At 67.7% G+C, this 24,577-nt stretch carries 18 protein-coding genes; 4 read left to right on the top strand and 14 right to left on the bottom strand.

Going from position 1 to position 24,577, the window contains the following annotated elements; all coding sequences use genetic code 11:
• Window positions 1-153: 153 nt before the first annotated feature.
• The 6 genes from B5X82_RS06640 to B5X82_RS06615 form a co-directional block, all read right to left on the bottom strand.
• Complete coding sequence (locus B5X82_RS06640; RefSeq protein ID WP_079647308.1) at window positions 154-1,044, bottom strand: type 2 periplasmic-binding domain-containing protein; 891 nt, start codon at window positions 1,042-1,044, stop codon at window positions 154-156.
• Between the two features lie 58 nt (window positions 1,045-1,102).
• Window positions 1,103-2,947: a hydantoinase B/oxoprolinase family protein gene (locus B5X82_RS06635; RefSeq protein ID WP_176152480.1), complete on the bottom strand. Its 1,845-nt coding sequence runs from the start codon at window positions 2,945-2,947 to the stop codon at window positions 1,103-1,105.
• A 2-nt stretch (window positions 2,948-2,949) separates the two neighbouring features.
• On the bottom strand, window positions 2,950-4,665 hold the full coding sequence (locus B5X82_RS06630; RefSeq protein WP_079647306.1) for a hydantoinase B/oxoprolinase family protein: 1,716 nt from the start codon (window positions 4,663-4,665) through the stop codon (window positions 2,950-2,952).
• Window positions 4,665-6,725, bottom strand: coding sequence for a hydantoinase/oxoprolinase family protein (locus tag B5X82_RS06625; protein WP_079647305.1), 2,061 nt, complete (start codon window positions 6,723-6,725; stop codon window positions 4,665-4,667). Before B5X82_RS06625 ends, B5X82_RS06630 begins: the two co-directional genes overlap by 1 nt.
• Before the next feature lie 75 nt (window positions 6,726-6,800).
• Window positions 6,801-7,505, bottom strand: a complete 705-nt coding sequence (locus tag B5X82_RS06620; RefSeq protein ID WP_079647304.1) for a hypothetical protein — start codon at window positions 7,503-7,505, stop codon at window positions 6,801-6,803.
• A gap of 41 nt (window positions 7,506-7,546) precedes the next feature.
• Window positions 7,547-8,578 (bottom strand): succinylglutamate desuccinylase/aspartoacylase family protein, encoded by a 1,032-nt coding sequence (locus B5X82_RS06615; RefSeq protein ID WP_176152479.1) that lies wholly within the window; start codon window positions 8,576-8,578, stop codon window positions 7,547-7,549.
• A gap of 216 nt (window positions 8,579-8,794) precedes the next feature.
• On the opposite strand from B5X82_RS06615, the gene B5X82_RS06610 reads away from it, so the two are divergent.
• Window positions 8,795-9,271 (top strand): MarR family winged helix-turn-helix transcriptional regulator, encoded by a 477-nt coding sequence (locus B5X82_RS06610; RefSeq protein WP_079647302.1) that lies wholly within the window; start codon window positions 8,795-8,797, stop codon window positions 9,269-9,271.
• Window positions 9,272-9,335: 64 nt separating this feature from the next.
• On the opposite strand, the gene B5X82_RS27205 is transcribed toward B5X82_RS06610, so the two are convergent.
• Window positions 9,336-11,567 (bottom strand): TonB-dependent receptor, encoded by a 2,232-nt coding sequence (locus B5X82_RS27205; protein ID WP_176152478.1) that lies wholly within the window; start codon window positions 11,565-11,567, stop codon window positions 9,336-9,338.
• A gap of 159 nt (window positions 11,568-11,726) precedes the next feature.
• On the opposite strand from B5X82_RS27205, the gene B5X82_RS06600 reads away from it, so the two are divergent.
• A complete protein-coding gene (locus tag B5X82_RS06600) occupies window positions 11,727-12,986 on the top strand; it encodes a metal-dependent hydrolase family protein (RefSeq protein WP_079647300.1) in 1,260 nt (419 codons plus the stop codon).
• Between the two features lie 39 nt (window positions 12,987-13,025).
• On the opposite strand, the gene B5X82_RS06595 is transcribed toward B5X82_RS06600, so the two are convergent.
• The 7 genes from B5X82_RS06595 to B5X82_RS06565 all read right to left on the bottom strand — a co-directional run bounded on the left by B5X82_RS06595 (window position 13,026) and on the right by B5X82_RS06565 (window position 20,950).
• Window positions 13,026-13,454: an aconitase X swivel domain-containing protein gene (locus B5X82_RS06595; protein WP_217699564.1), complete on the bottom strand. Its 429-nt coding sequence runs from the start codon at window positions 13,452-13,454 to the stop codon at window positions 13,026-13,028.
• Window positions 13,451-14,698 carry an aconitase X gene (locus B5X82_RS06590; protein ID WP_079647350.1) on the bottom strand — a complete coding sequence of 416 codons (1,248 nt, stop codon included), beginning with the start codon at window positions 14,696-14,698 and terminating at the stop codon, window positions 13,451-13,453. Before B5X82_RS06590 ends, B5X82_RS06595 begins: the two co-directional genes overlap by 4 nt.
• 34 nt (window positions 14,699-14,732) lie before the next feature.
• Window positions 14,733-16,208 carry an aminopeptidase P family N-terminal domain-containing protein gene (locus tag B5X82_RS06585; RefSeq protein ID WP_079647298.1) on the bottom strand — a complete coding sequence of 492 codons (1,476 nt, stop codon included), beginning with the start codon at window positions 16,206-16,208 and terminating at the stop codon, window positions 14,733-14,735.
• A gap of 53 nt (window positions 16,209-16,261) precedes the next feature.
• Window positions 16,262-17,206: an alpha/beta hydrolase gene (locus tag B5X82_RS06580; RefSeq protein ID WP_079647297.1), complete on the bottom strand. Its 945-nt coding sequence runs from the start codon at window positions 17,204-17,206 to the stop codon at window positions 16,262-16,264.
• A 35-nt stretch (window positions 17,207-17,241) separates the two neighbouring features.
• A complete protein-coding gene (locus B5X82_RS06575; protein ID WP_139385035.1) occupies window positions 17,242-18,150 on the bottom strand; it encodes a sulfite exporter TauE/SafE family protein in 909 nt (302 codons plus the stop codon).
• Window positions 18,151-18,213: 63 nt separating this feature from the next.
• Entirely contained in the window at window positions 18,214-20,064 is a 1,851-nt protein-coding gene (locus tag B5X82_RS06570) for a M2 family metallopeptidase (RefSeq protein WP_176152477.1), read from the bottom strand.
• 238 nt (window positions 20,065-20,302) lie between these two features.
• Window positions 20,303-20,950, bottom strand: coding sequence for a helix-turn-helix domain-containing protein (locus B5X82_RS06565; protein WP_079647294.1), 648 nt, complete (start codon window positions 20,948-20,950; stop codon window positions 20,303-20,305).
• A gap of 223 nt (window positions 20,951-21,173) precedes the next feature.
• On the opposite strand from B5X82_RS06565, the gene B5X82_RS06560 reads away from it, so the two are divergent.
• On the top strand, window positions 21,174-23,414 hold the full coding sequence (locus tag B5X82_RS06560) for a TonB-dependent receptor (RefSeq protein ID WP_176152476.1): 2,241 nt from the start codon (window positions 21,174-21,176) through the stop codon (window positions 23,412-23,414).
• 70 nt (window positions 23,415-23,484) lie between these two features.
• A complete protein-coding gene (locus tag B5X82_RS06555) occupies window positions 23,485-24,429 on the top strand; it encodes a hypothetical protein (protein ID WP_217699563.1) in 945 nt (314 codons plus the stop codon).
• The last annotated feature ends 148 nt before the right edge of the window (window positions 24,430-24,577 follow it).

The raw sequence follows: 24,577 nt of genomic DNA, 5'->3' as shown, positions 1-24,577 counted from the left end.
GCTCTTCCGTTAGCCAGTACAGGTCGCTCATTCTCAGTCTCCTTGCGGAGCCTGAATCAGATCGCGCCTCTCACATCAATGGGTCCTGACCCTAGCGACCGCCTGCCCTGCGCCGATAGCACCGTAGGTGCCGGCGCAATTCCGTGATCTTCGTTACTGCAGCAGGATCACATCCTGCCGTCCTATCTGCTCAACGATCCGGCCGAACGTCAGTCGGGACACGTCCGAACCGGTGATGTCGGCGCGACAGGGCGTCAGCCCGCCACGGGCCAGTGCGACCTGCCCTTCGTGCGACAACAGGAAATCGATCATCAGCCGTGCCGCGTTCGGATGGGAGGCTCGCCTCATCAGCCCGACCTTCCGGACGATGACGACGGTCTTTCCCGGCGTGAAGCTCCAGCCGATCCGCTCCCTGTAGGCCGGCGCGGTGCGCGAGAAGAAATGATGGGCCGGGACGAGCAGCCTGCTTCCGGCGGCATCGGCGAGGAGATGATCGAACGCCCGGTCGATCGGCCACCGCCCGGCCGCCGTCCCGTCGAGGACCAGGGCCTCGCCGGCTGCTTCCGCGAAGATCGTGCCGTCCGTCCCGATCGTCCGGGCGCCGTCGTTCGCCGCGGCGTCCGCCGGACCGACGACGATGACCGGATCGGCCGAAACCGCGAAGATGCCGGTATCGGCCGCACTCCACGCGTCGCCCGGCGACAGCTGGACCGAGCGATGCCCCGCGGTCTCGCCCGCCTCGGCGGCGGCCGCCCACGCGGCCGGGGATGCAGCGATGACAAGGTCGGCGGACCGGCCCGCCGAGGCGATCTCCTCGCGATAGCGGCGGTGCGGCCCATCGGGGACGAACCGCACCCGCGTCCGCAGCCAGGGATAGAGCTTGCCGAAGGCGGCGACCGCCGGCCCCCAATGATGGCCTTCGATATCGGCGTAGACGAGCAGTTCATGCTCGTCCCACGCGGCTTCGACCAGCGACGGCTCGCTCGGCGGATGCGCGCCGAGTGAGGAGCGCACCGCCAGCGAGACCGGGCATTTCAGGCACATGGCCGCTCGTCTCCACGGCCGGGCGGGGACAGGAGCAGGAACGGGACCGGCGCCATGCTCATGCCACCCGGTGCGCGATCTTGGCCCGGTTGATCGTCCATTCGCGGCCGATCCCACGGCGCTTGCGGGGGCGGGTGTCGGCCTTGCGCCGGCCGCGCTCCTGCGCGGTCTCCTCGACCTTCACCTGCCAGGTGGCGCCGTCGATGATCACGCCATAGTCGGCGCGCGCGCCTTCGAGCGAGACATATTCGTCGAGGACGTCGTCGAGCACCGCCTGCGGATCGCGATCGAGGGGATCGCCCCATCCGCCGCCGCCGCCGCTCTGCGCGAAGATCACCTTCGACGGGTCGTAGGTCTGCGCGACCATATATTCGCCGCAGATCGCCTCGTCGGGCTCGCCTTCCTCGATCACGCAGAAATTGCCGGCGCCCTCATAGCCGCCGGCATAGCCGGGCAGCGGATAGACCAGCGATTGCGAGGCGAAATTGGCGTAGGTCTCGCTCGCGCCGACGTCGACGCGCCGCATCACATAGGCGGGCGGTCCGCGCCATTGCCCCGGCGCCGCCGAATCGAGCGCGAACTCGGCCTGCTGGTAGAGGGTCGGATATTGCAGCTCGGTCATCTCGTGATTGGCCGGCGACGCGACGCTGAACGGCGTCGCCCAGGTGCCCCATCCATCGACGCCATAAGCGGCGCTGGCCGACATGGTGACCGGCGCCATGTCCCAGAACAGGTAGCGCCTCGGGTTGTTCGCCGAATGCGTCAGGTAGCGTTGCGCCCGGTCGTCATTGCCGATCACATAGTTGTGCGCGATGTCGATCGAGGCATTGGCGACGCGTTCGGGGACGATCTGCTCCATCGCCTTCATCACCGCCTGGGCGATCTGGCCGCCGGCGACGATCGTGCCGAGCACCGTCGGCGCCGGCTCCTGCGGATTGACCAGCGTCCCTTCGGGGAGGATCACGGTCAGCGGCTCGAAGAAGCCCGAATTGACCGGAACGTCGGGGAAGAGCACCGACATGACGATGCTGATATAGGCCATGGTGTTGGGCATGGCGCTGTTCACCAGCCCGTCGGTCTGGAGATCGGTGCCGGTGAAGTCGATCGTCATCTCGTCGCCCGCGACGATCACCTTCGCCTGGATCTTGAGATCGCGCGCGTCGGCGAAGTCGGTATCGACGTGGAAGCTGCTCGAATATTCGCCGTCCGGCCATTGCCTGAGCTGTTCGCGGAAGCGCCGCTCCGAGCTCGAGAAGATCCAGTCGAGCGCCTGTTCGGTCTTCTCCAGCCCATAGCGCTCGACCAGCTCGCGGATGCGCTGCTCGCCGACGCGGCACGCGCCAATCATCGCCTCGACATCGGCGCGGTTGACGTCGGGCAGCCGGATGTTGGACTCGATCCAGTCCCACAGCTCGCGCCGGCGCTCGCCCTTCTCGTAGAGCTTGAGCGGCGGCAGCCGCAGCCCTTCGTGCCAGATCTCGCGGCACAACGGATTGGCCGCGCCCGGCGCCGGCCCGCCCTGGTCGAGCACGTGCAGCCGCCCCGCCGAAAGGAAGCGCGGCCGGCCGTTGAAGAAGATCGGGACGACCACGGTCCAGCAGCCGAGATGGCTGCCGCCATGATAGGAATCGCCGAGCAGCAGCGCGTCGCCGGGGTGCAGGTCGCCGCGGAAGAAGTCGAGGCACGACTGGGCCGAGGTCGTCAGCGCGAAGGAATGGGCGATGATGCCGGCGCGCGAGACGAGCTTCGCCGCCTCGCCGTCATAGCTGTAGATGCCGGCGCCGCAGTCCTTTGCCTCGTTGACGCCCGGATTGGGCGAGGTGCGGCAGATGGTCTCGTAGACCTGGTCCGCCGCGGTATCCAGGAAGTTGCGGATGATCTCCGCCATGATCGGATCAGTCATCGTCATACTCGCTTGAGATCGTCGGAATGGGCCAGCGCCTGCTCGTCCAGCTTGTAGACGTCGCGCGCAGCCGCCACGGAGATCAGGCCGTCGGCGAGATCGTCGATCACCGCCGCGCGGTCGCGCCGGGCCGGATCGCCATAGCCGCCGCCGCCGCCCAGCCGCAGCCGGAGGCGGTCCGCCCCCAACCGCACCTCGTTGATCAGGCGCGGCCCCTCGCTCCAGCCGGCCGCATTCTCGATGGCGACCTCGCCCGCCTGGCCGGCTCGTCCGCCCTCGATGCCGGCGGTGGCGACGTCCGCCGGGGGTGTCCACAGCGTGTAGAGCCCGTCGGCGTCGAGCCGGATCACCGCCTCGATGGCGGGCGCACCGGTCCACTGCCCCGCTCCACCGCTGTCCGGGGCGAATTCGAGCCGTTCCATCATCAGGTCAGTCTCGCTTTCCCACTGCTCGACCGACGGCGAGAGGACATGGCCGTCGAGCGGCGGCTGTCCCCAGCCGTCGGCATGCGGCTGGCCGCCGCTGCCGCCCATCGCCCAGCAGGACAGGTCGGTCTGCTTGCTGCGGTCGGCGACCTTGCGGCGCAGCGCCAGCGACTTGGGGGCCGAGACATGGGGGAGCGAGGTCTCGATCGCCGCCCCCAGCGTCTCGGTGACGAGGTTGGCGAGCTCGCTGCCGCAATAGGCGTCGCCCCAGCCGACCGGCGCCGGCTGCACCGGATCGACGACGGTCCCCGGCCTGGTGCGGATGCCGACCGCGCGCAAGAGGCCGCTGTTCGCGGGCACCGCGTCGCCCAGCATCGTCAGCACCGCCGCGGTGGCGCTGGAGATGGTCGATCCCAGCGGGCTGTTGACGAACAGCGGCCGCTGCTCGTCGGACTCCGCGAAGTCGAGCGTCAGCGCCTCGCCCTCGACCGTCGCGGTCAGCCGGATCGCGAGGGGGCCGCCGGCCGCCTCGTCGATCGCCAGCAGCCGCGTTCCCGTATAGCTGCCCGCCCGCCAGCGGCCGACGAGCGTGCCGGTCAGCCGCGCGCTGTAATCCTGCGCATATTGCATGGCGGCGGCGATCGTCTCGCGGCCCTGCCGGCTGATCAGCTCGCCGATCCGCCGCTTGCCCAGTTCCAGCGCGGCCATCGCCGCGCGCAGCACGCGGCCGGTCTCCTCGCGCCGCCGGCCGTTGAGCAGGAAGGTCGCGGTCAGGTCGCGCACCGGACGCCCGAAGCGCTGGATGCGGATCGGCGTGACGGGCACGCCTTCGGCCAGCAGCTCCACCGCGCCGGGATAGAGATTGCCGCCGAGCTGCCCGCCCATGTCGTTGATGCGGACCCGCGCGACCAGCTTCATCAGCGCGACGTCGCCGACGAACAGGGGCGCGATCAGGGTGATGTCCTGGACCTTGGTGCCGCCATGATAGGGATCGTTGGTGACGATCACGTCGCCGTCGTTGAGGTCGAACTCATAATAGCTGCTGACATATTCGACCGTCCGGGCGATCGAACCGAGCTGCTGGGGATTGTCGATCGCGACGACCGCGCCGCGTTCGTCGGTGATCGCCACCGCGAACGCCTTCGATCGGCTGGCATCGTAGGTCGGCGCGGTGTTGGTCAGCGCCGTGCCCATCTCGCCGGCATGGGCGATCAGCGTGGTCCGGAGAATCTCCAGGTCCACCGCCGATATGGCGCGGGCCGCCTCGCCCGGCTCGTTGCTGATAATGCGCATCAGCCGACCACCTCGATCACATAGGTATCATATTGGTCGAGCATCGCCTCCTGGCCGTGGCACACGACGATCGTCGTGCCGGGCTCATGGATCACGGCCGGACCGGTGATGACGTTGCCCGGCTCGATCAGCGCGCCGTCGTAGACCGGCGTCTCGACGAAGCCGTTCGCCCGCTCGAAATAGACCGGCCGCGAGCCGACCAGCGCCGAAGCGGCGTCGTCCGAACCGAATTTGCGCGGCGTGATGATCGATTCCATGTTGCGCAGGCCGGTCAGCTCCAGCCGGATCGAGACGATCTGGACCGGCTGGTGGAGCTGCTTGTAGGCGTAGAGCTGTTCGTGCAGGTCGTGGAAATCGTGCACCGCGCGCGCCAGGCTGATCGGCGAGATCTTGCGCGTGCGGGTGTGCAGCGGGACGATGACCTCGTGCGTCTGCCCTTCATAGCGGACGTCGATATAGCGTTCGAGCTTGGTGGACGCCGCGGCCGGCAGCAGCTTCTCCGCCTCTTCCTGCAGCTCGGCGAAGGTCCGGGTCAGGTCGTCGAAGTCGACCGCCTCGACCGAACGCACATAGGATTTCACCCGCGAGACCTTGAAGTCGGCGACCATGCCTCCGAACGCGCTGAGCACCGGGGCGTTGCGCGGCACCAGGATCGTCTTGATCCCCAGGTCCATCGCCTGGACGCCGGCATGGATCGCGCCGCCGCCGCCGAACGCCATCAGCGCGAAGTCGCGCGGATCGCGGCCCCGCTTGACCGACACGTGGCGCAGCGCGTTCGAAAAGCCGCTATTGGCGATCCGGTTGACACCGATCGCCGCCTCCAGCGCGGTGATGCCGAGCGGCTCGCCGATATGCCTGGCCATCGCCGCTTCCGCCGCGTCGCGGTCGAGCGCCATCTTGCCGCCCATGAACCGCTTGGGGTCCATATAGCCGAGCATCAGGTTGGCGTCGGTCAGGGTCGGACGGGTGCCGCCGCGCCCGTAGCAGGCCGGGCCCGGCGAGGCGCCGGCGCTCTCGGGTCCGACCCGGAGCGCGCCGACCTCGTCGACCCAGGCGATCGAGCCGCCGCCCGCGCCGATGGTGTGGATGTCGACCAGCGGCACCGCGACGCGATAGCGGCTGATCCAGTTGTCGACGCCGACCTCGGGCTTGCCGTCGTTGATCAGGCAGACGTCGTAGCTGGTGCCGCCCATGTCGGCGGTGATGATGTTGCGATAGCCCGATCGCTCGCCCAGCGCGACCGCGGCGACGACGCCGCCCGCGGGGCCCGACAGCACCGCGTCGACACCATGCTCGGCCGAATAGGCGACGTTCATGATGCCGCCGTTCGACTGCACCACCACCAGCTCGCCCGAGAAGCCGAACGAGCGCAGGCCGTCGTCGAGCTTGCGGAGATATTTCTTGAGCAGCGGGCTGGTATAGGCGTTGACGACGGTGGTGCTGACCCGCTCGAACTCGCGGATCTGCGGCAGGACGTCGCACGACAGCGTGACGAAGCAGTCGGGATGCTCCTCGGCGATGATCTCGGCGATCCGCCGCTCATGCGCATCGTTGACGAAGGAGAAGAGCAGGCAGACCGCGATCGATTCGATGCCGGCCGCGCGCAGCTCGCGAACCGCCTGGCGGACCTCCTCCTCGTCGAGCGGCGTCACCACGTTGCCGACGAAGTCGATGCGCTCGGTGACTCCCTTGCGGAACCGCCGGCGCACGATCGGATGCGGCGCCTGGAGCGAGAAATCGAACAGGCTCTCGCGATAGCCGCGCCGCAGCTCGATGATGTCGCGGAATCCCCTGGTGGTGATCAGGCCGGTCGGCGTGCCGCGATATTCGAGCATCGCGTTGGTCACCACGGTCGTGCCGAGGATCAGGAAGCGCGTCTCCTCGAGCAGCTCCTCCCGTTTCCGGCCATAATGGTCGGCGACGATCTGGACCGCGTCCAGCACCGCGTTCGCTTCGTCATGGGGGCGCGACGACACCTTGCCGGTGAAGACCGTGGTCTCGTCGGTGGCCACGACATCGGTAAAGGTTCCACCGACGTCGAGTGCGATCGTATAGCTCATGATAGGGTATCCCAGCGTTTGTCTACATATCCCGCCTCCATCGGGGCGGGGCTTTCATTCAGGTCAGCCAGGCCTTCAGGCCTGCACGAAATCGATGCCGCCCGCCGCCATCCGGATCGTCACGTCCGGATTGGGCACGGCCAGGGTAACGAACAACTCGTCCATCGCGATGTCCGCGGTCTCGAAGACCAGTTCCGTCTCGCCGGCGTGGAGATTGCCATTGCGTTCGGGCAACGAAAACCAGTCCGCATGCTGTTTCCGCAACTGCGCGGCATTGGGCCCGCGCATGCGCAGCCGCCGCACCGCCGGCGCGGTGTCGGCTTCGGCCGCATAGACGGGCGGGAACAGCCGCCGCTCCTGCAATCCGAAGAACAGCGCGCCGGTCGGCGGTCCGGGCATGACGCCGGTATAATAGCCGAAGGTGCCGTCCTGGCGCCGCCAGCTTCCCGCTTGGGCGAAGGCGTTCTCGGTGCCGGGCATGCCGCGCCAGTAGGCGAGGTCCGCCGCGCCGTCCGCGGTCGTGAAGGTCAGCAGCGCGGGACGCGGCGTGAGGGTGAAGGGGTTGCCGTGGACGAACGACCCCGGCGACAATTCGCACGACACCTCGATGAAGCCGCCCCCGGCGATCGGCAGCAGGCGCGACCGCAGGCCGACATTGCGCTCGGCGGTGTCGTCGGCCAGCCGCAGCCCCGCCTGCTCGAGCTGCACGACCAGCTCGTCGCCCTGCTCGGGCGTCACCAGGACCGCGATATTGTACACGCGGCGCTCGATCGTTTTCATGGATTTCCCTTCTTGTGCCTTTTTGAGTCCGCTTTCATCGCTCAGTCGAGCCGCTGCGCCATGAGCGCGACCGTGCCGCCGCTGAAGACGATGTGCGAGCTGCCATGGTGGGAGCCGAAATAGGCCCAGCAGAAGCCGGCGACGGGCGCGCGGATCTCCTCCAGCACCTCGCCGAACGGATCGGTGATCTCGAGCAGCAGCGCGCCGGCCTCGAACGGTTCGCCGACCGGATGTCGGATCCACATCAGTCCGGCCGCCTTCGTCTCCAGCGCGCCATAATAACCGTACCGTCCGGGCAACCGCGTCGCATCGGGGCGGATCGCCTCGCCGTCGTCCAGCATCCCCAGCGACCGCAGGATGTTGAAGAGGCAGCGGCTGCCGCGGTCGGCGTCCATCAGCGTCGGCGCGCCGTGCAGCTCGACCATCAGCGCCGGGATGCCGCGCGACAGCGCGGTCGGCGTCGGGAAGCTGTCCATCGGCCCGAGCCAGGCGGGATGGGCGGGCGGCGCGCTCATGTCGACCGGGGTGACGCCGACGGCCTCGCCCATCGCGATCGTCGCCGCGCGGGTGGCCTCGTCCCGCGACGATTCCAGGAACATCATCGTCATCGGGACGCAGGGCTGAAAATTGCCATGCAGGTCGACATAATAATCGGCGCGTTCGAGCACCTGGCCGATCACCGCGCCGAGCTGGTGGCTGAGGCTGGCGCCGTGCGGCGCGTCCCAATAGATCGGCCCCGACATGTTGATGCCGTCGAATGGGCTGACATAGGCGCCGGCCGCCGCCGCGGGCGGGTTGGCGATCGGGACGATCACCACCGTGCCGTGCAGCGCGCGCGGATCGAGGTCGCGCGAGAACTGGATCGCCGCGCCGGCCCCGACGATCTCGTTGCCGTGGGTCACCGCGGTTACGACCAGCGTCGGACCGGCATGGGCGCCATGCGCCACGATGCAAGGAATCTCGACGCGCTCGCCGGTGGGCATGTTCGCGCCACCGAGCATCCCGCGCACCATCGTCCCCGGTTCGGCCCGGATATCCCCCTGCTGAAAGGCTTCGCGCACCTCATCCGCCATACAACTCTCCTCATGGACTCGCCGATGGCGGAATCCGTTTTTGCTTGTCTCGCCAGACGGGCGCATCGCCCGCGCCCCGCCTCGTGCCCGGATGCGACGGGGATTGACCTCCCCGCTTCATCTCGCATAGGCGCTGGACTTAATGTGAGAACAGCAATATGCGCAATTTGCACATAATGCAATATGATCTTAAAAAAATAGATGTGGATCTGAACGATGCAGGAATCCAGCTCTTCACTGCTCATCTGGCTCGATCAATTCATCCTGACCGCGCGCGTCACCGCGAACCAGATCTGCCGGAACCAGTTCGGGCTCGAGCTCGACCAGATCCGGCTGCTGCGCATCATCGCCGAGAACCCCGACCAGTCGGTGAGCTGGGTCGTCCGGCAATCCTATCTCGACCGGACGGCCGTCTCCCGGGCACTGAGCATGTTCGTGAAGAGGAAGCTGATCGAACGGACGATCTCGCCGGAGGACGCCCGGCAGTTCCTGTTGAAGGTGACTCCCGCCGGCAAGAAGCTGGTGCAGGAAGCCAACCGGGCACGCGAGACGACCGAGCTGCGCGCGCTGAGCGTCCTCACCGACGACGAACGGCGGAATTTCGAGCAGTGCCTCGCCAAGCTCTGCAAGCTGACGCCCGAGGATTTCGACCGGTTCGAGAAAGCCGGCAAGGCCGCCGCCAAGGGGAGCTGACGGCCGGCAGACGAAAAGGCCGCCCGCGATCGCGGACGGCCTCTTGCGCCTCATCCGGCGACGGTCACATCTTGAACGTCGCCCGGACCCCGTAGGTGCGGGGCGGCTCGAGCGAGCCGGTCCCGGCGAGCGGGTTGAACGGCGTCAGGCTTCCGGTCGCCACGGCGGCCTCGACCGCTTCCTTCTCCAGGTTCTTGGCCCAGATACCGAAGCTCCAGCGGCCGTCATCGTCATAATAGGTCAGCGACGCGTCGGTCTTGGTATAGGAGCCCTGGCGGGTGCCCGGCGAATGCAGATAGTCGCCGAAGAAGCTGTCCTCGAAGCGCGTGTTGACCTGCGCCCGCACATAGCCCTTGGGCAGGTCGAAATCGTGGAAATAGCCGGCGCTGATCGTCCAGTCGGGCGAATATTGGATCTGGCTGCCGCTGTAGCTGGCGCCCCCCGGCAGGATGAACTTCTTGTAGCGGGCGTGGAGGTAGCCGACCGTCAGGGTGAACTGGTCCGAACGGGTCGGCTTGAAGATCACGTCGAGCTGGTCGCCATAGATGTGCGCGCGCTGCGCGTTGAAGGTCCGCGTGCTGTTGGTCAGCGCGTCATAGGCGGACACGAACAGATTCTCGTAATTGTAGAAGAAGGCCTCGTTGTTGATCTGCAGCGTGTCGCCGAAGGCGCGGCTCTTGAAGCCGCCCGTATAGGCGATCAGCTTGGCCGACTTGATGTCGTTGGGAACGGCGGCGGTGCTGCGGAACTGGTTGAACGTGCCCGGCTGGAAGCCCGACTGCACGGTGGCGTACAGCATCACCTCGGGGGCGGCGTCATATTCGACCCCGACCTTGAAATCGCCATGGTTGAACTTGCGGCCATAGTCGTAGAAGGCCAGCCCGGTCGCATCGAAATAGAAGCCGTTGCCGACGCGATCGTCATGGCTGTAGCGGCCGCCGGCGATCAGCCGGAGCTGGTCCGACAGCCGATAGGTCGCCTGGCCGAACAGGGCCAGGCCCTTGGCGCGGTGCCGCGTCACGTTGCTGGTGGGAAAGGCGCCCTCGGCGGCGGAGAAGCCACCGACGAAGACCGTGCCGCTCGACACCAGCCGGTAGCCGTAGAGCCCGGCCACCCATTTCAGCCTGCCATTGTCGCCCGAGAGCCGCAGTTCGTGGGTGGTCTGCTTGTCCTTCTCCGTGGCGGCCGCGAGGATGCCCCCGAAATAGAAGCGCGGCTCGCTGTAGAAGGTCAGGTAGGAGGGGATATAGGTGAGGACGACCGAGTCGGAGAGGTTCCAGTTCAGCTCGCCGCCGACCATGATGTTCTTGTATCGCCACTCGCCGGGCTTGACCTGGCCGGTCGGAAGAAGCGGCAGCAGCGAGGCGGGGAAGCGATCGTCCCACGGATTGGAATTGAGGAACTTGCCCGGGGTCACCGCGCCCGCCGGATCGACGCCGATGCTGATGAAGTTGGCGGGGTGGCCGTTGAGGTCGGTCACGCTCGCCCACACATAGGCGCTCAGGTCGTCGCTGGGCTTGTACAGCGCCGACAGCCGCGCGCTGTAGTTGTTGGCGGAATCCGCGCCCGAGCTCTGATAGCCCTTGTGATACTGGTAATCGAACGCGCCGCGCACCGCGAGCGTCTCGCTCACCGGGACGTTCACCGCGGTGCTGACATGCGCGAAGGAGTAGTTCCCGCCCTCGACCAGCGACTCGCTACCGAAATCCCGGGTCGGGCGCTTGGCGATGATCTGGACGGTGCCGCCCAGCGTGCTGCGGCCGTAGAGCGTGCCCTGTGGCCCGGGCAGGACCTCGACCCGTTCGAGGTCGTAGAAGGCGCCGCCGGTGGCGTTGCGCGGCACATAGACGCCGTTGAAATGCACCGACGTCGGCGGCTCATATTGCGGCGAGTCGATCGACGAGCCGACGCCGCGGATATAGACCTCGGTCGCGGCCCCCTGCTGCTGGAAGCGCACCGACGGCACATAGGCCTGCGCCGCGCGGATGTCGGTCACGCCGGTCGCGAGCAGCGCGTCGCCGCTCAGCGCCGTGATCGCCGCCGCGGTCTTCTGCAGCGTGCTCCGTTCCTTCTGGGCGGTGACGACGATTTCCTCGATCGTGCCGCTGCCGGTCGCGGCGGACGCGGACTGCGCGATCGCGGTCGATGGCGTCATCCCCGCGGCGATCAGCGCGACCGGCGCCGCCGCCCGGAGCAGCCCGGCCCCGAGCCGCGCCTTCGGCAGCGGCGTTCCGCCCATGCGGGGCGCCCGGTGCGGGGCGCGTACGATGTGGTGCAATTCAACCTCCCTAGCCATGTGGTTTTCCTTTTTGGGTATGATCCACGAGCTGCATATTATGATCAAATAGCACATATTGCAAGAAGCACATATAGCGCCCTATAAACATCTCGGACCGGCCGGGCCGCGGATGCGGCGCGGAGCATCGAGACAGCCAGCCATGGGGACATCGCGATCATGACCTTCTTCGTCTTCGACAATGCGCGGGTGTTCGACGGCCTGAACGGCGAATGCGCGGAAGGCATGTCGGTCGCGGTCGAAGGCGACCGGATCCGCGAAGTCTCGGACCGGCCGGTCCGGCTGGCCGACGCCCCGCGCATCGACCTGGCGGGGCGCACCCTGATGCCCGGCCTGATCGATCTCCACATCCACGCCTATGCGTCCGACGTCGACCTGCAGAAGGTCGATGCGATGGGCCAGCCCTATCGCACCGCCCATGCCGTGCGGATGCTGGGCCATGCGCTCGATTGCGGCTTCACCACGGTGCGCGACGTCGGCGGCGGCGACTGGAGCCTCGCCCGGGCGCTCGGCGACGGCCTGATCCGCGGCCCGCGCTTCTTCTACGGCGGGCGCGTCATATCGATGACCGGGGGCCATGGCGATTTCCGCGCCGCGCATGTCGAAGGCGATCCCCATCGCCATGCGATGTGCAGTTGCGGCGCCAACAACAGCCTGTCGGTGATCGCCGACGGCGTCGACCAGTGCCTGGCCGCGGTCCGCGAACAGTTCCGCCGCGGCGCGCACATGATCAAGCTGATGGCGTCGGGCGGCGTGGTATCGCCCACCGATCCGATCTGGCTCGACCATTATCGCGAAGCCGAGATCAGGGCGATCGTCGACGAATGCGTCGCCCGCCGCAGCTACGCGACGGCGCATTGCCACACGCCGAGCGCGATCCGGCGATGCGTCGAATTCGGCGTCCGCGGGATCGAGCACGGCACCCTGATCGACGCGGAGACCGCCGCCCTGGTCGCCGCGAAGGGCGCACACATCGTGCCGACCATGTCGATCGTCGATGCGCTGGCCAAGCATGGCCGGGCGGCGAAGCTGCCGGCGGACATCCTCTCCAAGATCGAAGAGGTCCGCGTCCATGCGACCAGCGGGCTGGAGACGATGCGGACGGCCGGCGTCAAGCTCGGCTTCGGCACCGACCTGGTCGGCCATGTCTATACGGCCCAGGCGGGCGAGTTCCTGCTGCGGCGCGACGTCTTCAGCCCGCTCGAAATCCTCCGCCAGGCAACCTCCACCGGCGCCGAGATCCTGCAGCATCAGGGGCGGCTCGGCTGCGTCACGGCGGACGCCTATGCCGACCTTATCGTGGTCGACGGCGATCCGCTGAAGGATATCGGGCTGCTCGCGGCCGACGGCGCGAAGCTGCCGGTGATCATGCGCGGCGGCGAGATGATCAGGAACCAGATCGGGTATCGCGCGGGGTGAACCGGGTGCGGCGCGGGCCCGTCCGCGCCGGCGCCCTCCTCATAGGACGGCGAAATCGACCCGGCAGCCGCTTGCCGACGCGTCGACCAGGGCTTCGCCATCGGCGGGGATGCGGTGCCACGCGTCCTCGGGGAACAATATCACCGGGATCTGGAGCCCGTAGAGATCGGCCGCCACCAGACTTCCGATCGCGAGGATCGGGTCGGGCCGGGCGAGGATGATGGCGGCAGGCGCGACGCCGCGCCGCGCCGCCTCGACCAGCGCACTGGACGAGGAGGACGATCCCCGCGCCGCACGCATCGCCAGCACCTTGCCGGCCAGCGACAGGCCATGCTGCGGATGGTTCACGTCGCAGATCGTGCCGTCGTCGAGGTGCAGGCCTCCCCAGAGGCTCAGCGGCTGCAAGAGGAGGGCGATGGTCCCCCGCGCGACGCCATGGGTCAGCACTCTTGGCGAAGCGATCGTCACGATGCCGCGACCCGTCCGGTTTCGGCCGACCGCACGCATTGCTCCAGCGTCATCAGGCCCACGCGCCGTCCCAGATTGCCCGGGCCGTAATGCGCCCATTTGCCCGAATTGGTCACGATCGCGCCGGTCGTCTCGCGCACGACCGGGGCCAGGTAGGTGCAGGTGTCGACCACCAGCTTCGCGCCGAACGAGAGCACGGGCCCGAGCTCAGGCGTGCGCTCGACATGCGCGGCGATCTCGCGCGAGGTCGACACATAGACCTCGACATCGACGGAGGCCCGGCGTCCGTCGACGATGCGGGCGAGATGCTCGAACTCCGCGATCGAGAAATGCGGCGTGCCGAGGCAGACCGCGGCGATCCTCTCCCCCGCCAGCAGCGGACAGAGCGACCGCACGGCGGCGCGAAGCTCCTCGCCCGATATCGCGATCGTCGCCGCCTCCGCGTCCGCGCCGCCGGTCGCCTGGGACAGCGTCGCGGCTTCGGGGGTGATGCCGACGGCATGGAACAGCGCGATCGCCCCGGCCGACGCGGCGCTCGCCCCCAGCGCCTTCAGCTCGTCCTCGCTTGCATCCGGCGGGAGGCCGACGATTGCGGGGACATGGCCGGCCGACCGCGCGCCGAGAACATATCCCATCGCCGCGAAATAGAGGTCGCGGGCCAGCCCGGTCGCGTCGATGGCGGGCGCCTGCACGACCAGCGTGGCGCGGCGGTTCTCCGGCCTGTGCAGGCCGACATAGGGCACGCGTCCGGTCAGCGCAGCGCAGAGATCGGTGAAGTCGCCATAGCGATCGGTCCGCGCGCCCAGCACCGAATTGGCGAAGGCGATCGCGTTCGACTCCGCCCAGGCGATGTGATCGCCGAGGCCCGGCCTCAGCATCCGCTGATAGGGCGCGCAGGTGAGCGTCGCGACGCAGCCCAGCTCCTCGTGCAGCGCGGTCAGCAGCGCCTGTTCCGACAGGAGATCGGGCGGCCCCTGGTGCCAGCCGGGATGGACCACGTCGACCGCGGCGACGTTGAGCGTCGTCGGCACCCGCACCCGTCCGCCGAGGTCGACGAAGCGGCGCACGAAGTTGATGCTGGAAGGCCCATGGTAGAGGCAGCCGTCGATATGCGCGGATTCGATCGATATGAAGCGATCCGCCTCGAACACCTCGCCATATCGGACCAGCAGCCGCATCGCATGCGCCGAGGCCGCCCCGAAAGCCCCGTCGAGAAGCGCCTGGTCGATGGATTCCAGTTGCATCGGCGTCGTCTTCACCTTGCTTCGATCCGCAGCGTCAGAGCCGGACGAACAGCCATTCCTTCGAATAGGGCGTGCGGCTCATCCGATAGCCGCTGGCCTCCCCGGTGACGATGCTGTCGCTCCAGTTATAGCCGACCTTGTTGACCGGATCGTACAGCCCCGGCTCCTCCGACATCACCGAGTTCTTCGGCAGCACGGTGCGGTCGCCGAGCGCGATGAAGGGCGGCATGTGCCCCTCGGTCGTCTGGCCGTGGGCCGCGCGGGTGTAGATATAATCCTTCATCCCATTGTCGACCTGGTACTTGTGGATCGCATAGGCGATGTCGCCGCACACCGCCCCGGCCTTCTGCATGTCGCGCTGGATGTCGCAGCAATGCTGGCTGACCTCCCACAACCTGGTGCCGTGCGGGTCGAAGCGGCCCGACTGGTCGGCGATCTGGTACATGCGGTAATTCTCGCCGCCGCAGAGCCCGACCATGATGTAGGACACCACCTGCAGCGGAGCGTCGCGCAGCACCTGCGAATAATAGGGCTGGTTGGGGTGCGGATAGGCGTTGACCGGCCCCGAGCGGACCTCGACCTCGCCGATCGAGCCGACGCCGTGATTGGGGGCGCCGCCGGCCAGGTCGAGCTCCGAATAAAGCGTGTCGCGGAGCCACAGCTCCGACGCCATCTTCAGCTCGAGGTCGGTGATGTCGGTGCCGTAGGTCAGCAGATAGTCCCGCGCGAAGGCCTGCACCCGATCATGATAGGAATAGGCCCGGCTCCACAAGGCGAGCTCCTCGGGCGTCTTGACCATGCGCATCTCGAGGATGAGGTCGCCGATGTCGACGATCTCGACCTTGGGCAGGATCTTGCGGAACTTCGCCATTTCCGACGGATAGAGCTCGCCGTCGAGGCCGATCTTGGTCCCCTGCACGCCCCTGTCGCGGATGCCTTCGAGCATGAAGCTCATCAGGTCGATGCCGGGCGAGGTGACGACCTTGCCCTGGTTGGGGAATCCTCCTGCCGCGTGGGGGAAATCGAAGAAGACGCGCTGCCCGCCGTCGAACCATCCGCTGCGGACGAGCTGGTCGTCGACCATCGGGTGGAAATACCAGGGCGCCCCGTCGTCCTTGTTGATGAAGGTCGCCTGCGGGCGTTCGGTGTTGCTGTACGAATAGCCGGTATAATAGGTGACGTTCTCCGGCGACCGCAGCAGCAGCGACTGGACGCCGCGCTCGGCCGCCTTGGCGAACAGCGCCTTCATCCGGCTCTTGTGCCACGACAGCGGCAGCATGTCCGTCGTCGCCGGCTTCGGCGGCTGGTCGACGCCGCCATAGCGGGCGGGCAGCAGCAGCGCCTCGCTGTTCTTCGGCATCGCCTTCAGCGCGGCGGTGATCGTGCGGCCGGGGGCGGCCGCGCCCTGCATCGCGGCGACCTTGTCGGTCCGCGAGACCAGCCCGCCGGCGATCGCGCCCAGCGCCGTCATCTTCATGATGTCGCGGCGGCTCTTTTCCAGGCTGTTCATTCGGAGTCTCCCCTTGATGTCATCGGACCATGGCCTGCCGGCCCGGCCTTCCGCTATGCCGCTTTCACGCAGCCGGACCGCAAGCTCGGCGGCGTCGGATCGAGCAGCTTGCGCAGGCCGAACGTCGTCCCCTGGCCCTGGATGGTGTGATGGGTGGTGTCCTCCAGCACGCCCGCGAAGATGTCGGCCGCGCGGCCGGCCGCGGCGACATGCTCGCCGAATATCTCGACATTGCGGGTCATGTTGTAGTCGCCGCGCGTGATCTGCTGCTCGCGGTCGCCGGCCAGCGCGACGATCCGCGGGAACGGGGCCCCCGCCTTCAGCGCCGCGTTCAACTGTCCCAGGACGAGATGGTTGTCGAACCACAGCGACGGGCTGAGCGCGAGCACGTTCGGGAACAGCGACGGCTCGCACAGGGCGGTCTCCAATGCGAACAATCCGCCGAGCGAATGGCCCACCAGCGTCGACCGGGCCACGTCGACCGTGAACTCCCGTTCGATCAGCGGCTTGACCTGTTGCCGCAGGAACGACCGGAACGGCGCCGAACCGCCATAGCGAATCTTCGTGTCGGGGCCGTTCGGGGTCGGGGTCAGGTCATAGCGGCGCCGCGATCCCTTTTCGGCCGCGACCGGATCGGCATAGCCGATCCCGACCACCAGGCATGGCGGGACCGACCCGCCCCATTGCATCATGCGGACGAGCCCCACGACGGTCGCGAAATTGTCCCAGCCGTCCAGCACATAGATCGGGACCGGCTTGCGGCCCCTTATCATCAGCGGAAGATCGGGCTCGACCGCGTGGGGATAGGCGATCTGGATGAGGAAGCGTTGTCCGTCGGCGCCGACGAGGAGACGCTCCTCGCTGCGATCGATGCCGGCCAGCTTCCGCGGGGTCGCGACCTTGCGCTTCTGCGGCCGGGCGAGGGCCTGGCCGCCGGCGGCGGCGACCGCGGCGGCGCCGAACAGGATGTTGCGCCGCGAGATATCGGACTGGGTCATGCGGGTCTCCCTTTTATGATTTGGGGCGGCTTGCCCTACGGCTCGATCGCCTGGACGGCCGGCCCCGCCGGGGCGGCCGGATCACCGGCCCGGCGCCGCGACCGTATCGCCGAGCGCAGCATCAGGACGGCGGCATAGGCGACCACCACGACCACGCCCCAGCGGAGGGCGTGGAGCGGCAGCGACTTGATGAGATAGGCGGCCAGCAGCACCGCAGGGGCGCCGCCGATGGCCATTCCGCCGACCAGCGACAGATCGAGCGGCCTGGTGCGCACGATCGTCGTCGCGCTGGCGACGAAGATGAAGGCGGCCGATCCCATCATGATCGGGAAGGCCGCGCGCGGGTCCATGCCCAGCAGGCTGAGCAGGATGAGCGTCGGAGCGAAGCTGCCGATGCCGAGATTGGTGAGGATGCCGAGCGCGAAGGAGACGGCGACGACCAGTGCGAGCCCGGACGGCGGCAGCGCGGTGGCGGTGCCCCCGCCCGGCATCAGGCCGAGGTTGGACAGGGCGTAGAGCGACGCCGCGATCAGCAGCCCGACGCCGATCGTCGTCTGGATCGCGCGGACCGGCAGGCGCGGCGCCAGGATGACGCCGGCGACCGCGCCGACGCTGGACGCCAGGATGGAGGCGACCAGCAGGACCGGATCGACGACGATCGAGGTGATGTAGACGAAGGCTTCGGTGACTGTCGCGATCGTGTAGCCCGCGATCATCGTCGACGGGATCAGTTCGTCGGGAGTCAGGCGCCTGATCTTCAGATAGGCGGTCGACGGGGCGAAGGAACCGATCCCCAGCGCGTCGAAGAAGTTGGCGACGGCGCTCAGCGCGACGCCTTCGAGCCGGGGGCGCACCGGGTCCCGTAGCCATCGGCGCCCCAGTTGCACGACGAAGACCAGCGTCAGCGCGCCGAGGATCGCCAGGAGCATGTCTATCAGCGGCAAGATCGTCCCCCTCCCCCGTTCGACGGTCGCGCGGGCCCGGCCTCGTGACCGGGTCTCCGGCGATCACCATCCACAGCGCTCTCCGCCATTCTGCTTTTCGAGCCAGCGCAGCACCGGGCGGTAATATTCCAGCATCGCCCGCGGATCGGCGTCCGAGCTTCCCGTGAAGAGCGCCAGCGCCTCCGAATTGGGGCGCGACCCGCCGAGCGCGAGCATCTGGCGCAGCCGCGTGCCGACCTCCTTGTCGCCGTAGATCGAGCAAAGGTGGAGCGGCCCCTTCCACTTCGCCATATGGCACGCCGCCTCGTGGAACTGATATTGATAGAGGCGGGCCTTCAGATAGCTGATATAGGGGACGTTCTCGGCGACGTGATATTTCGCCCCCGCGTCGAAGCCGTCGGCCGGGCGCGGCCGGGGCGGGGCGACGCCCTGATATTCCGCCACCAGCTTCCACCAGCTATCGTTGTAATGGTCCGGCGCGATCCGCCCGGCGAACACGCTCCAGCGCCATTTGTCGAGGGCGACCGCGAAGGGCAGCAGCGGCACCTCGTCCAACGCCTTCTGGAGGAGCTGCCCGATATCGTCGCCGCCGGGGGCGTCGGCGGGAACGATCCCCAGCCGCTTGTAATTGCCCAGCGTGGTCGCGGAGAGGGCGATGAAATCGCCGATCCCTTCATGGAACCCCTCGTCCGCGCCCCGCCTGAACAGGAAGGGCTGTTTCACATAGGCGAGGTTGTAAAAATCATGGCCGAGCTCATGATAGACCGTGCGGAATTGCGCGCGGGTGACGCGGATGCACATCTTGAGGCGGACGTCGCTGCGATTGTCGATCGTCCAGGCCGACGGATTGCAGTCCACCGCGCGATCGGCCGGCTCGACGAATTGCGACGACGTCCAGAAGCTGGCCGGCAGCGGATCGAAGCCGAGCGAGACGTAGAAGCCCTCCGCGGTCTTCACCATGCGCATCGGGTCGTAGCCGGCCGCGAGGAGATATTTGTCGATATCAGGCCGCTCGACCGGGCCGGGATAGACGATATCGAAGATGTTGCCCCAGTTCTGGCTCCACATATTGCCGAGCAGGTCGGCGCGGATCGGGCCGGTCCGCGGCTGCACCGATGCGCCGTACCGCTCGGAAAGCCGCTTCCGGGTGAAGCAATGCAGCGCCGCGTAGAGCGGCTTGAGGGCGGCCCAGTCCTTGTCGAGATCGGCTTCGACCTGGCTCGGGCTGCGATCGTAACCGGCGCGCCACAGCTCGCCCATGTCGGCGAAGCCCAGCTCGCGCGCGCCCTGCCGCGAGAGGTCGACCATCTCGGCATAATCGGACTTCAGCCGCTTCGCGCTCTCCCTCCAGCCTTCCCATAGCAACCGCGCCTGTTCGGGGTCGCGCGTCTTCGCCAGCAGGTCTTCCGCCTGGCGGAGCGACGTCGCCTTGCCCTGGAAGTCGAACGCTCCGGTGGCGTAGTTGCTGCTGAGCGACGTCTGCAGGGCCGAGAGGCGAGCGGCCTTCCGCTTGTCCGCCGGCGGCGGGACATTGGTCAGCCGCCGCAGCAGGTCGAGCTTGCGACGCTCGACCGGTCCGGCCGCCGTCGGGTCGAACGCCGCCGCCTCGCGGGCGAGGTCGAGGCTGAGCGCGGCGAGCCGGTTCCGCGCGGCGCTGCTGAGCCAATCCGTATCGGGCGTGATGTTGGTGGCGTGCACCCAGTCGGCACGGTTCGAGGCTTCGGTCGCCGCGTCGAGCTCGCCTTCCGCCCGGGCCAGGAAGGCTTCCACCGTTTCCGGCGCGGACGCGCCCGAGGGGGATGCCGGGGACGCCGTCGGCGCGGCAGCGATGCCGGGTGCGGAGAGATTCGCCGCCATGGCGAGCACGATACAGCGCAATGCTGCCGAGTTCCTGGACGGACGCTGGATCGTCACCGCACTCTCCCTCGGCGATTTGGCGATTGATGTCCGATATGTCCATTGATTTTCCAATATGTCAATACGACCGGAATATTTCTCCCATGGCAACGCGATGCCGAAACGACCCAGACGCGGAGGACACCGCCCTCTGGCTCGCAAGCCTCGACACATAAAGGAAAATCGGACCGCCCCGGCCGCGCGCCGCGCGGGAAGGAGGCCGGATCGGCGGACGCGGGGCGCCCTTGCCGCCGCCTTATTCGCCGAGATGGTCCTGGGCGAACTGGATGACGCCGTCGCCGCGCACACCCGCCTCGGAACCGATGCAGAGGATGCGGGCGGGGCCGTCGCCGGCGTTGACATAGGCGTGCCCGACCTTGCTGTCGAAGAACACGCTCTCGCCGACCTTCAGCCGCAGCGGCGCGTAGATCTCGGTGTGGACCTCCACCTCGCCCTCGAGGACATAGGCGAACTCATCGCCCTCATGCCGCACCAGCTCGTCGAACTCGTCGATCGAGCGCGCATGGATGTCCATCAGCACGGGGGTGAAGCGCTTCCGCATCAGGTCATAGGCGAGATAGCTGTAGGTGTAGACGCCGGCCTGGATCTCGAAGCCGTCGCCCTCGCGCTGGACGCTCCGGCGCCCGGCGAAATGGGCGAGGCCCGACGGCACGGGACCCGCGCTGAAAAGCCGGGAAATGTCGACCGACAGCGATTCGGCCAGCTCGACCAGCTTGTCGTAGGTCAGCGACCGTTGCCCATTCTCGATCTTGGACAGCGACGAGGTCGACAGCCCGGTCTTGGCGGCCATCTCCGCGAGGCTCCACTCCCGCTCCCGACGAATCGAGCGCAGGGCGGATCCGAGCGTCGTTCTCGCGGGGTTGCGCTTGGCAGCGGTGGCCAAATCTTTGCTCCTTCGTCAAATTCGTCAATATTTGTACAAGCCCGCCAAAGGCCACGCAATATGATCGCGCGCCTTATTCCCCTTGCGGCATCAGCCCAAGCCGCGTCGCCAGGACCGTGCAGATATGGCGGAACTGCGCCATTATTTTCCTTTTCGGAAAAATACTGGACATATTGTACCATCTTCGGCACATTCCGCGAGCAACAAAAAAAGGGGCGTCGCTATGATCACGTTGGTAAGCTCGATGTCGGATGCCACCTCCAGGCGCCGGCCGACCGTCCATTCGGTGCTTTTGCGGGCAGCCGCCGCGGCCGCGCTGGCGGTATCTTCGCAGGCGGCCATCGCCCAGGCGCCCGCCGCGGGCGAGGCCGACTCGGCATCGGCCGAGGCCGAGATCATCGTCACCGCCTCGAAGCGGAGCGAGAGCATCTCCAACGTCGGCTCGTCGATCACCGCGCTCAGCGGCGATCGCCTCTCCAACCTCGGCATCAGCTCGTTCCAGGACTTCTCCCGCCTCACGCCGGGCCTGTCGTTCCAGAGCGTCACCCCCGGCCGGTCCCAGATCAGCATCCGCGGCATCAACGTCGGCACCACCCAGCCGAGCAGCTCGGTTGCCCAATATCTCGACGAGACGCCGATCACCGCGGCCGCGACCGCCGCGCTCGCCGGCGAGCTCAACCCCGATCTCGATCCGTTCGACATGAGCCGGATCGAGGTGCTCAAGGGGCCGCAGGGCACCCTGTACGGCGCCAATGCGCTGGGCGGCGTGATCAAATATGTCACCAACACGCCCGAGTTCGACCGGTTCGCCGCCGCCATGTCGGCCAGCACCGGCGCGGTCCACAAGGGCGGCACCGACTATGCCGGCAAGGGCATGGTCAACATCCCCATCGCCGAATGGGCGGCCCTGCGCGTCGTCGCCAATTATCGCAAGGACGCCGGCTTCATCGACAATGTCGCGCTCAACGACAAGGACGTGAACTTCGCCAAGAACCGGGGCGGCCGCGCATCGCTCGAACTGCGCCCGGTCGACGGCCTCAAGATCCGGCTGAGCGCCTTCACCCAGCGGCTCAACGTCGGCGGCGAATCGTCGGTCGACGGGCTTCGCACCACGCTGACGCCGGCGTTCGGCGATCTCACCCAGTCGCGCCCGATCCCGGAGCTGATCCGCGACCGGTTCAACCTGTACAACGCGACGATCAGCTATGATTTCGGCTTCGCGACGGCCTTCTCCACGTCGAGCTGGACCGACCAGAAATATGCGCGGACGTCGAACGGCCCGTCCTTCGCGCCGAACACGCGCTTCTCTTTCGCGAGCGACGGCGAGAACAAGAAGTTCGTCCAGGAAGTGCGCCTGCAATCGAAGGACGCGGGCGGCCATGGCCTGGAGTGGCAGCTCGGCTTCTACTACACCAACGAGCGCTACAACCGCACCAGCACCGACCTCATCCTCGACTTCGCGACCGGGCTCTATTCGGTCGACTTCTTCAGCGGGACGATCGCGAAATATGAGGAGAAGGCGGGCTTCGCGAACGCCACCTACTATTTCAGCCCGCGCTTCGACATCGCCGCCGGCCTGCGCTACAGCGAGAACAAGCAGGACGGGTTCGGATACGGCAACGACGGCAATTTCAACGGCAGGAGCGGTGCGTCCAAGGACGACGCCATCACCTGGACCGTCACCGGCCGCTACCATCCGATGGAAGACGTGCTGCTCTACGGCAACGTCTCCCGCGGCTATCGCGCCGGCGGCCCCAACTTCTTCCGGGTCGGCCAGGTCATTCCGACCGAGTTCGAGCCGGAGGAGCTCACCAACTACGAGCTCGGCCTGAAGGCGAGCACGGCGGACAAGCGGCTGACCTTCAGCCTGGCCGGCTTCTACATCAAATGGTCGTCGATCCAGCTTCCGCTGATCGTCAACTTCCAGACCTTCCGCGGCAACAACGGCAAGGCCGAGAGCAAGGGCTTCGAGGCGTCGGGCACCTATAGCCCGATCGACGGCCTGTCCTTCTCCGGCACCCTCGCCTACACCGCCGCTAAGATCACCACCGACGAGCGGGCCGGCGTCGGCGCGGCGCCGGGCGAGCGCATGGCGGGCACGCCGCGCTGGAGCGGATCGCTGACGGCGGACTATGAATGGGCGCTGTCGAACAGCCTCGACGGCTTCGTCGGCAGCACCTTCACCGCCAGTTCGAACCGGCCGAACAGCTACAAGGCGAGCGTGAACACGCCCTATGTCCTGCTGCCCGGCTTCTCGACCGTCGCGCTGCGCGCCGGCGTCAAGACCGACCAGTGGAGCTTCACCCTCTCCGCCGACAACGTCTTCGACAAGCGCGGGATCACCGACGACTATACCTTCCCGCGTTTCTACGGGGAAACGTTCGGCGGGCTGGGCACCTATTACGACAACCTCGGCGTGATCCGGCCGCGCACGATCAAGGCGACGGTCAGCCTGTCGCTGTAACCGGACACCGTCGACAGGGCATGTGGGCAGGGCGGGATTGACGACATTGCTTCATCTAGATGCGGCCGAGATGGCCCGGCTCTTCCAGCGGATCGATCTAGTGGAGCTGTTGCTCATGGCGTTCGGGGCGGCCGAAAGGCCGCCCCTTCGACAGAGGATCGACGCGCCGGACGGGCGGGAGCTGCTGGTCATGCCGGCGATCTCCGATCGCTTCGCCGGCGTGAAGATCCTGACCATCACGCCCGAGAACGCCGGAACCGGGCGCCCCTCGATCCAGGGCCTCTTCACCCTGTTCGACCTGGCGACGGGCGTGCCGCTCGCGACGATCGATGCCGACGCGCTGACGGGGCACCGGACGGCGGCGGTGTCGGCCGCGGCCGCCAGCCGGCTGGCCCGGCCCGACGCGGCGCGGCTCACCCTTCTCGGCGCGGGCCACCTCATCCCCTATCTCGCCGCCGCCCACGCCTCGGTCCGGCCGATCGGCCAGGTGCGCGTCTGGGCGCGCAACGTCGAGCGCTGCCGGCAGGCGGTCGAACAGGTGCGGAAGCGGCTTCCAGGCATCGAGATCGAGGTCGCGGCCGACCTGGAGGCGGCCGTGGGCTGGGGCGACATCGTCTGCTCGGCAACGAGGGCGACCCAGCCGCTCATCCACGGCCGGTGGCTCCGCGCGGGCATGCATGTCGACCTCGTCGGCGGATACCGGCCGGACATGCGCGAGATCGACGACGACGGCATCGCGCGATGCCGGATCTTCGTCGATACGCGGGAAGGCGCCCTGGCCGAGGCGGGCGACCTGATCGCCCCGCTGCGCGACGGCGTCATCACGCCCGACGCCATATTGGGCGATCTGGCGACGCTGGCCTCCCATGCGGGGCAGCGACGCGACGGGCAGGAGATCACCCTGTTCAAGTCGGTCGGCACCGCCACCGCCGACCTGCTCGCCGCCGGCGCCGCCTGGGAAACCTACCGCGCCTCCGCGCGCCCATCGGCCGAAGCCGCGGCCGGCCGGGGCTGAGAAGTCCCTGCCGGCTGCCAATCTTCCGCTCGCCGGAACGACCAGCGCAGCCTGCCCGGCACTGCCTGGACCACCTTCATGTCCCATGCTCCAGTGGCAGGCGCGTCCGCCACTCACCCGTGACGTCATGAATCTTAGGCCAGGAAAG

The sequence above is a fragment of the Rhizorhabdus histidinilytica genome, from assembly GCF_900167915.1.
Taxonomy (GTDB): domain Bacteria; phylum Pseudomonadota; class Alphaproteobacteria; order Sphingomonadales; family Sphingomonadaceae; genus Rhizorhabdus; species Rhizorhabdus histidinilytica.
Note: the sequence above shows the minus strand (reverse complement) of the source record. Positions and strands in the feature narration are given on the sequence as shown.

Excerpts from the sequence above, each read along its gene's own strand:
- B5X82_RS06640 (WP_079647308.1), bottom strand. The coding sequence starts at position 1,044 with ATGTGCCTGAAATGCCCGGTCTCGCTGGCGGTGCGCTCCTCACTCGGC.
- B5X82_RS06635 (WP_176152480.1), bottom strand. The coding sequence starts at position 2,947 with ATGACTGATCCGATCATGGCGGAGATCATCCGCAACTTCCTGGATACC.
- B5X82_RS06630 (WP_079647306.1), bottom strand. The coding sequence starts at position 4,665 with ATGCGCATTATCAGCAACGAGCCGGGCGAGGCGGCCCGCGCCATATCG.
- B5X82_RS06625 (WP_079647305.1), bottom strand. The coding sequence starts at position 6,725 with ATGAGCTATACGATCGCACTCGACGTCGGTGGAACCTTTACCGATGTC.
- B5X82_RS06620 (WP_079647304.1), bottom strand. The coding sequence starts at position 7,505 with ATGAAAACGATCGAGCGCCGCGTGTACAATATCGCGGTCCTGGTGACG.
- B5X82_RS06615 (WP_176152479.1), bottom strand. The coding sequence starts at position 8,578 with ATGGCGGATGAGGTGCGCGAAGCCTTTCAGCAGGGGGATATCCGGGCC.
- B5X82_RS06610 (WP_079647302.1), top strand. The coding sequence starts at position 8,795 with ATGCAGGAATCCAGCTCTTCACTGCTCATCTGGCTCGATCAATTCATC.
- B5X82_RS27205 (WP_176152478.1), bottom strand. The coding sequence starts at position 11,567 with ATGGCTAGGGAGGTTGAATTGCACCACATCGTACGCGCCCCGCACCGG.
- B5X82_RS06600 (WP_079647300.1), top strand. The coding sequence starts at position 11,727 with ATGACCTTCTTCGTCTTCGACAATGCGCGGGTGTTCGACGGCCTGAAC.
- B5X82_RS06590 (WP_079647350.1), bottom strand. The coding sequence starts at position 14,698 with ATGCAACTGGAATCCATCGACCAGGCGCTTCTCGACGGGGCTTTCGGG.
- B5X82_RS06585 (WP_079647298.1), bottom strand. The coding sequence starts at position 16,208 with ATGAACAGCCTGGAAAAGAGCCGCCGCGACATCATGAAGATGACGGCG.
- B5X82_RS06580 (WP_079647297.1), bottom strand. The coding sequence starts at position 17,206 with ATGACCCAGTCCGATATCTCGCGGCGCAACATCCTGTTCGGCGCCGCC.
- B5X82_RS06560 (WP_176152476.1), top strand. The coding sequence starts at position 21,174 with ATGATCACGTTGGTAAGCTCGATGTCGGATGCCACCTCCAGGCGCCGG.
- B5X82_RS06555 (WP_217699563.1), top strand. The coding sequence starts at position 23,485 with ATGGCCCGGCTCTTCCAGCGGATCGATCTAGTGGAGCTGTTGCTCATG.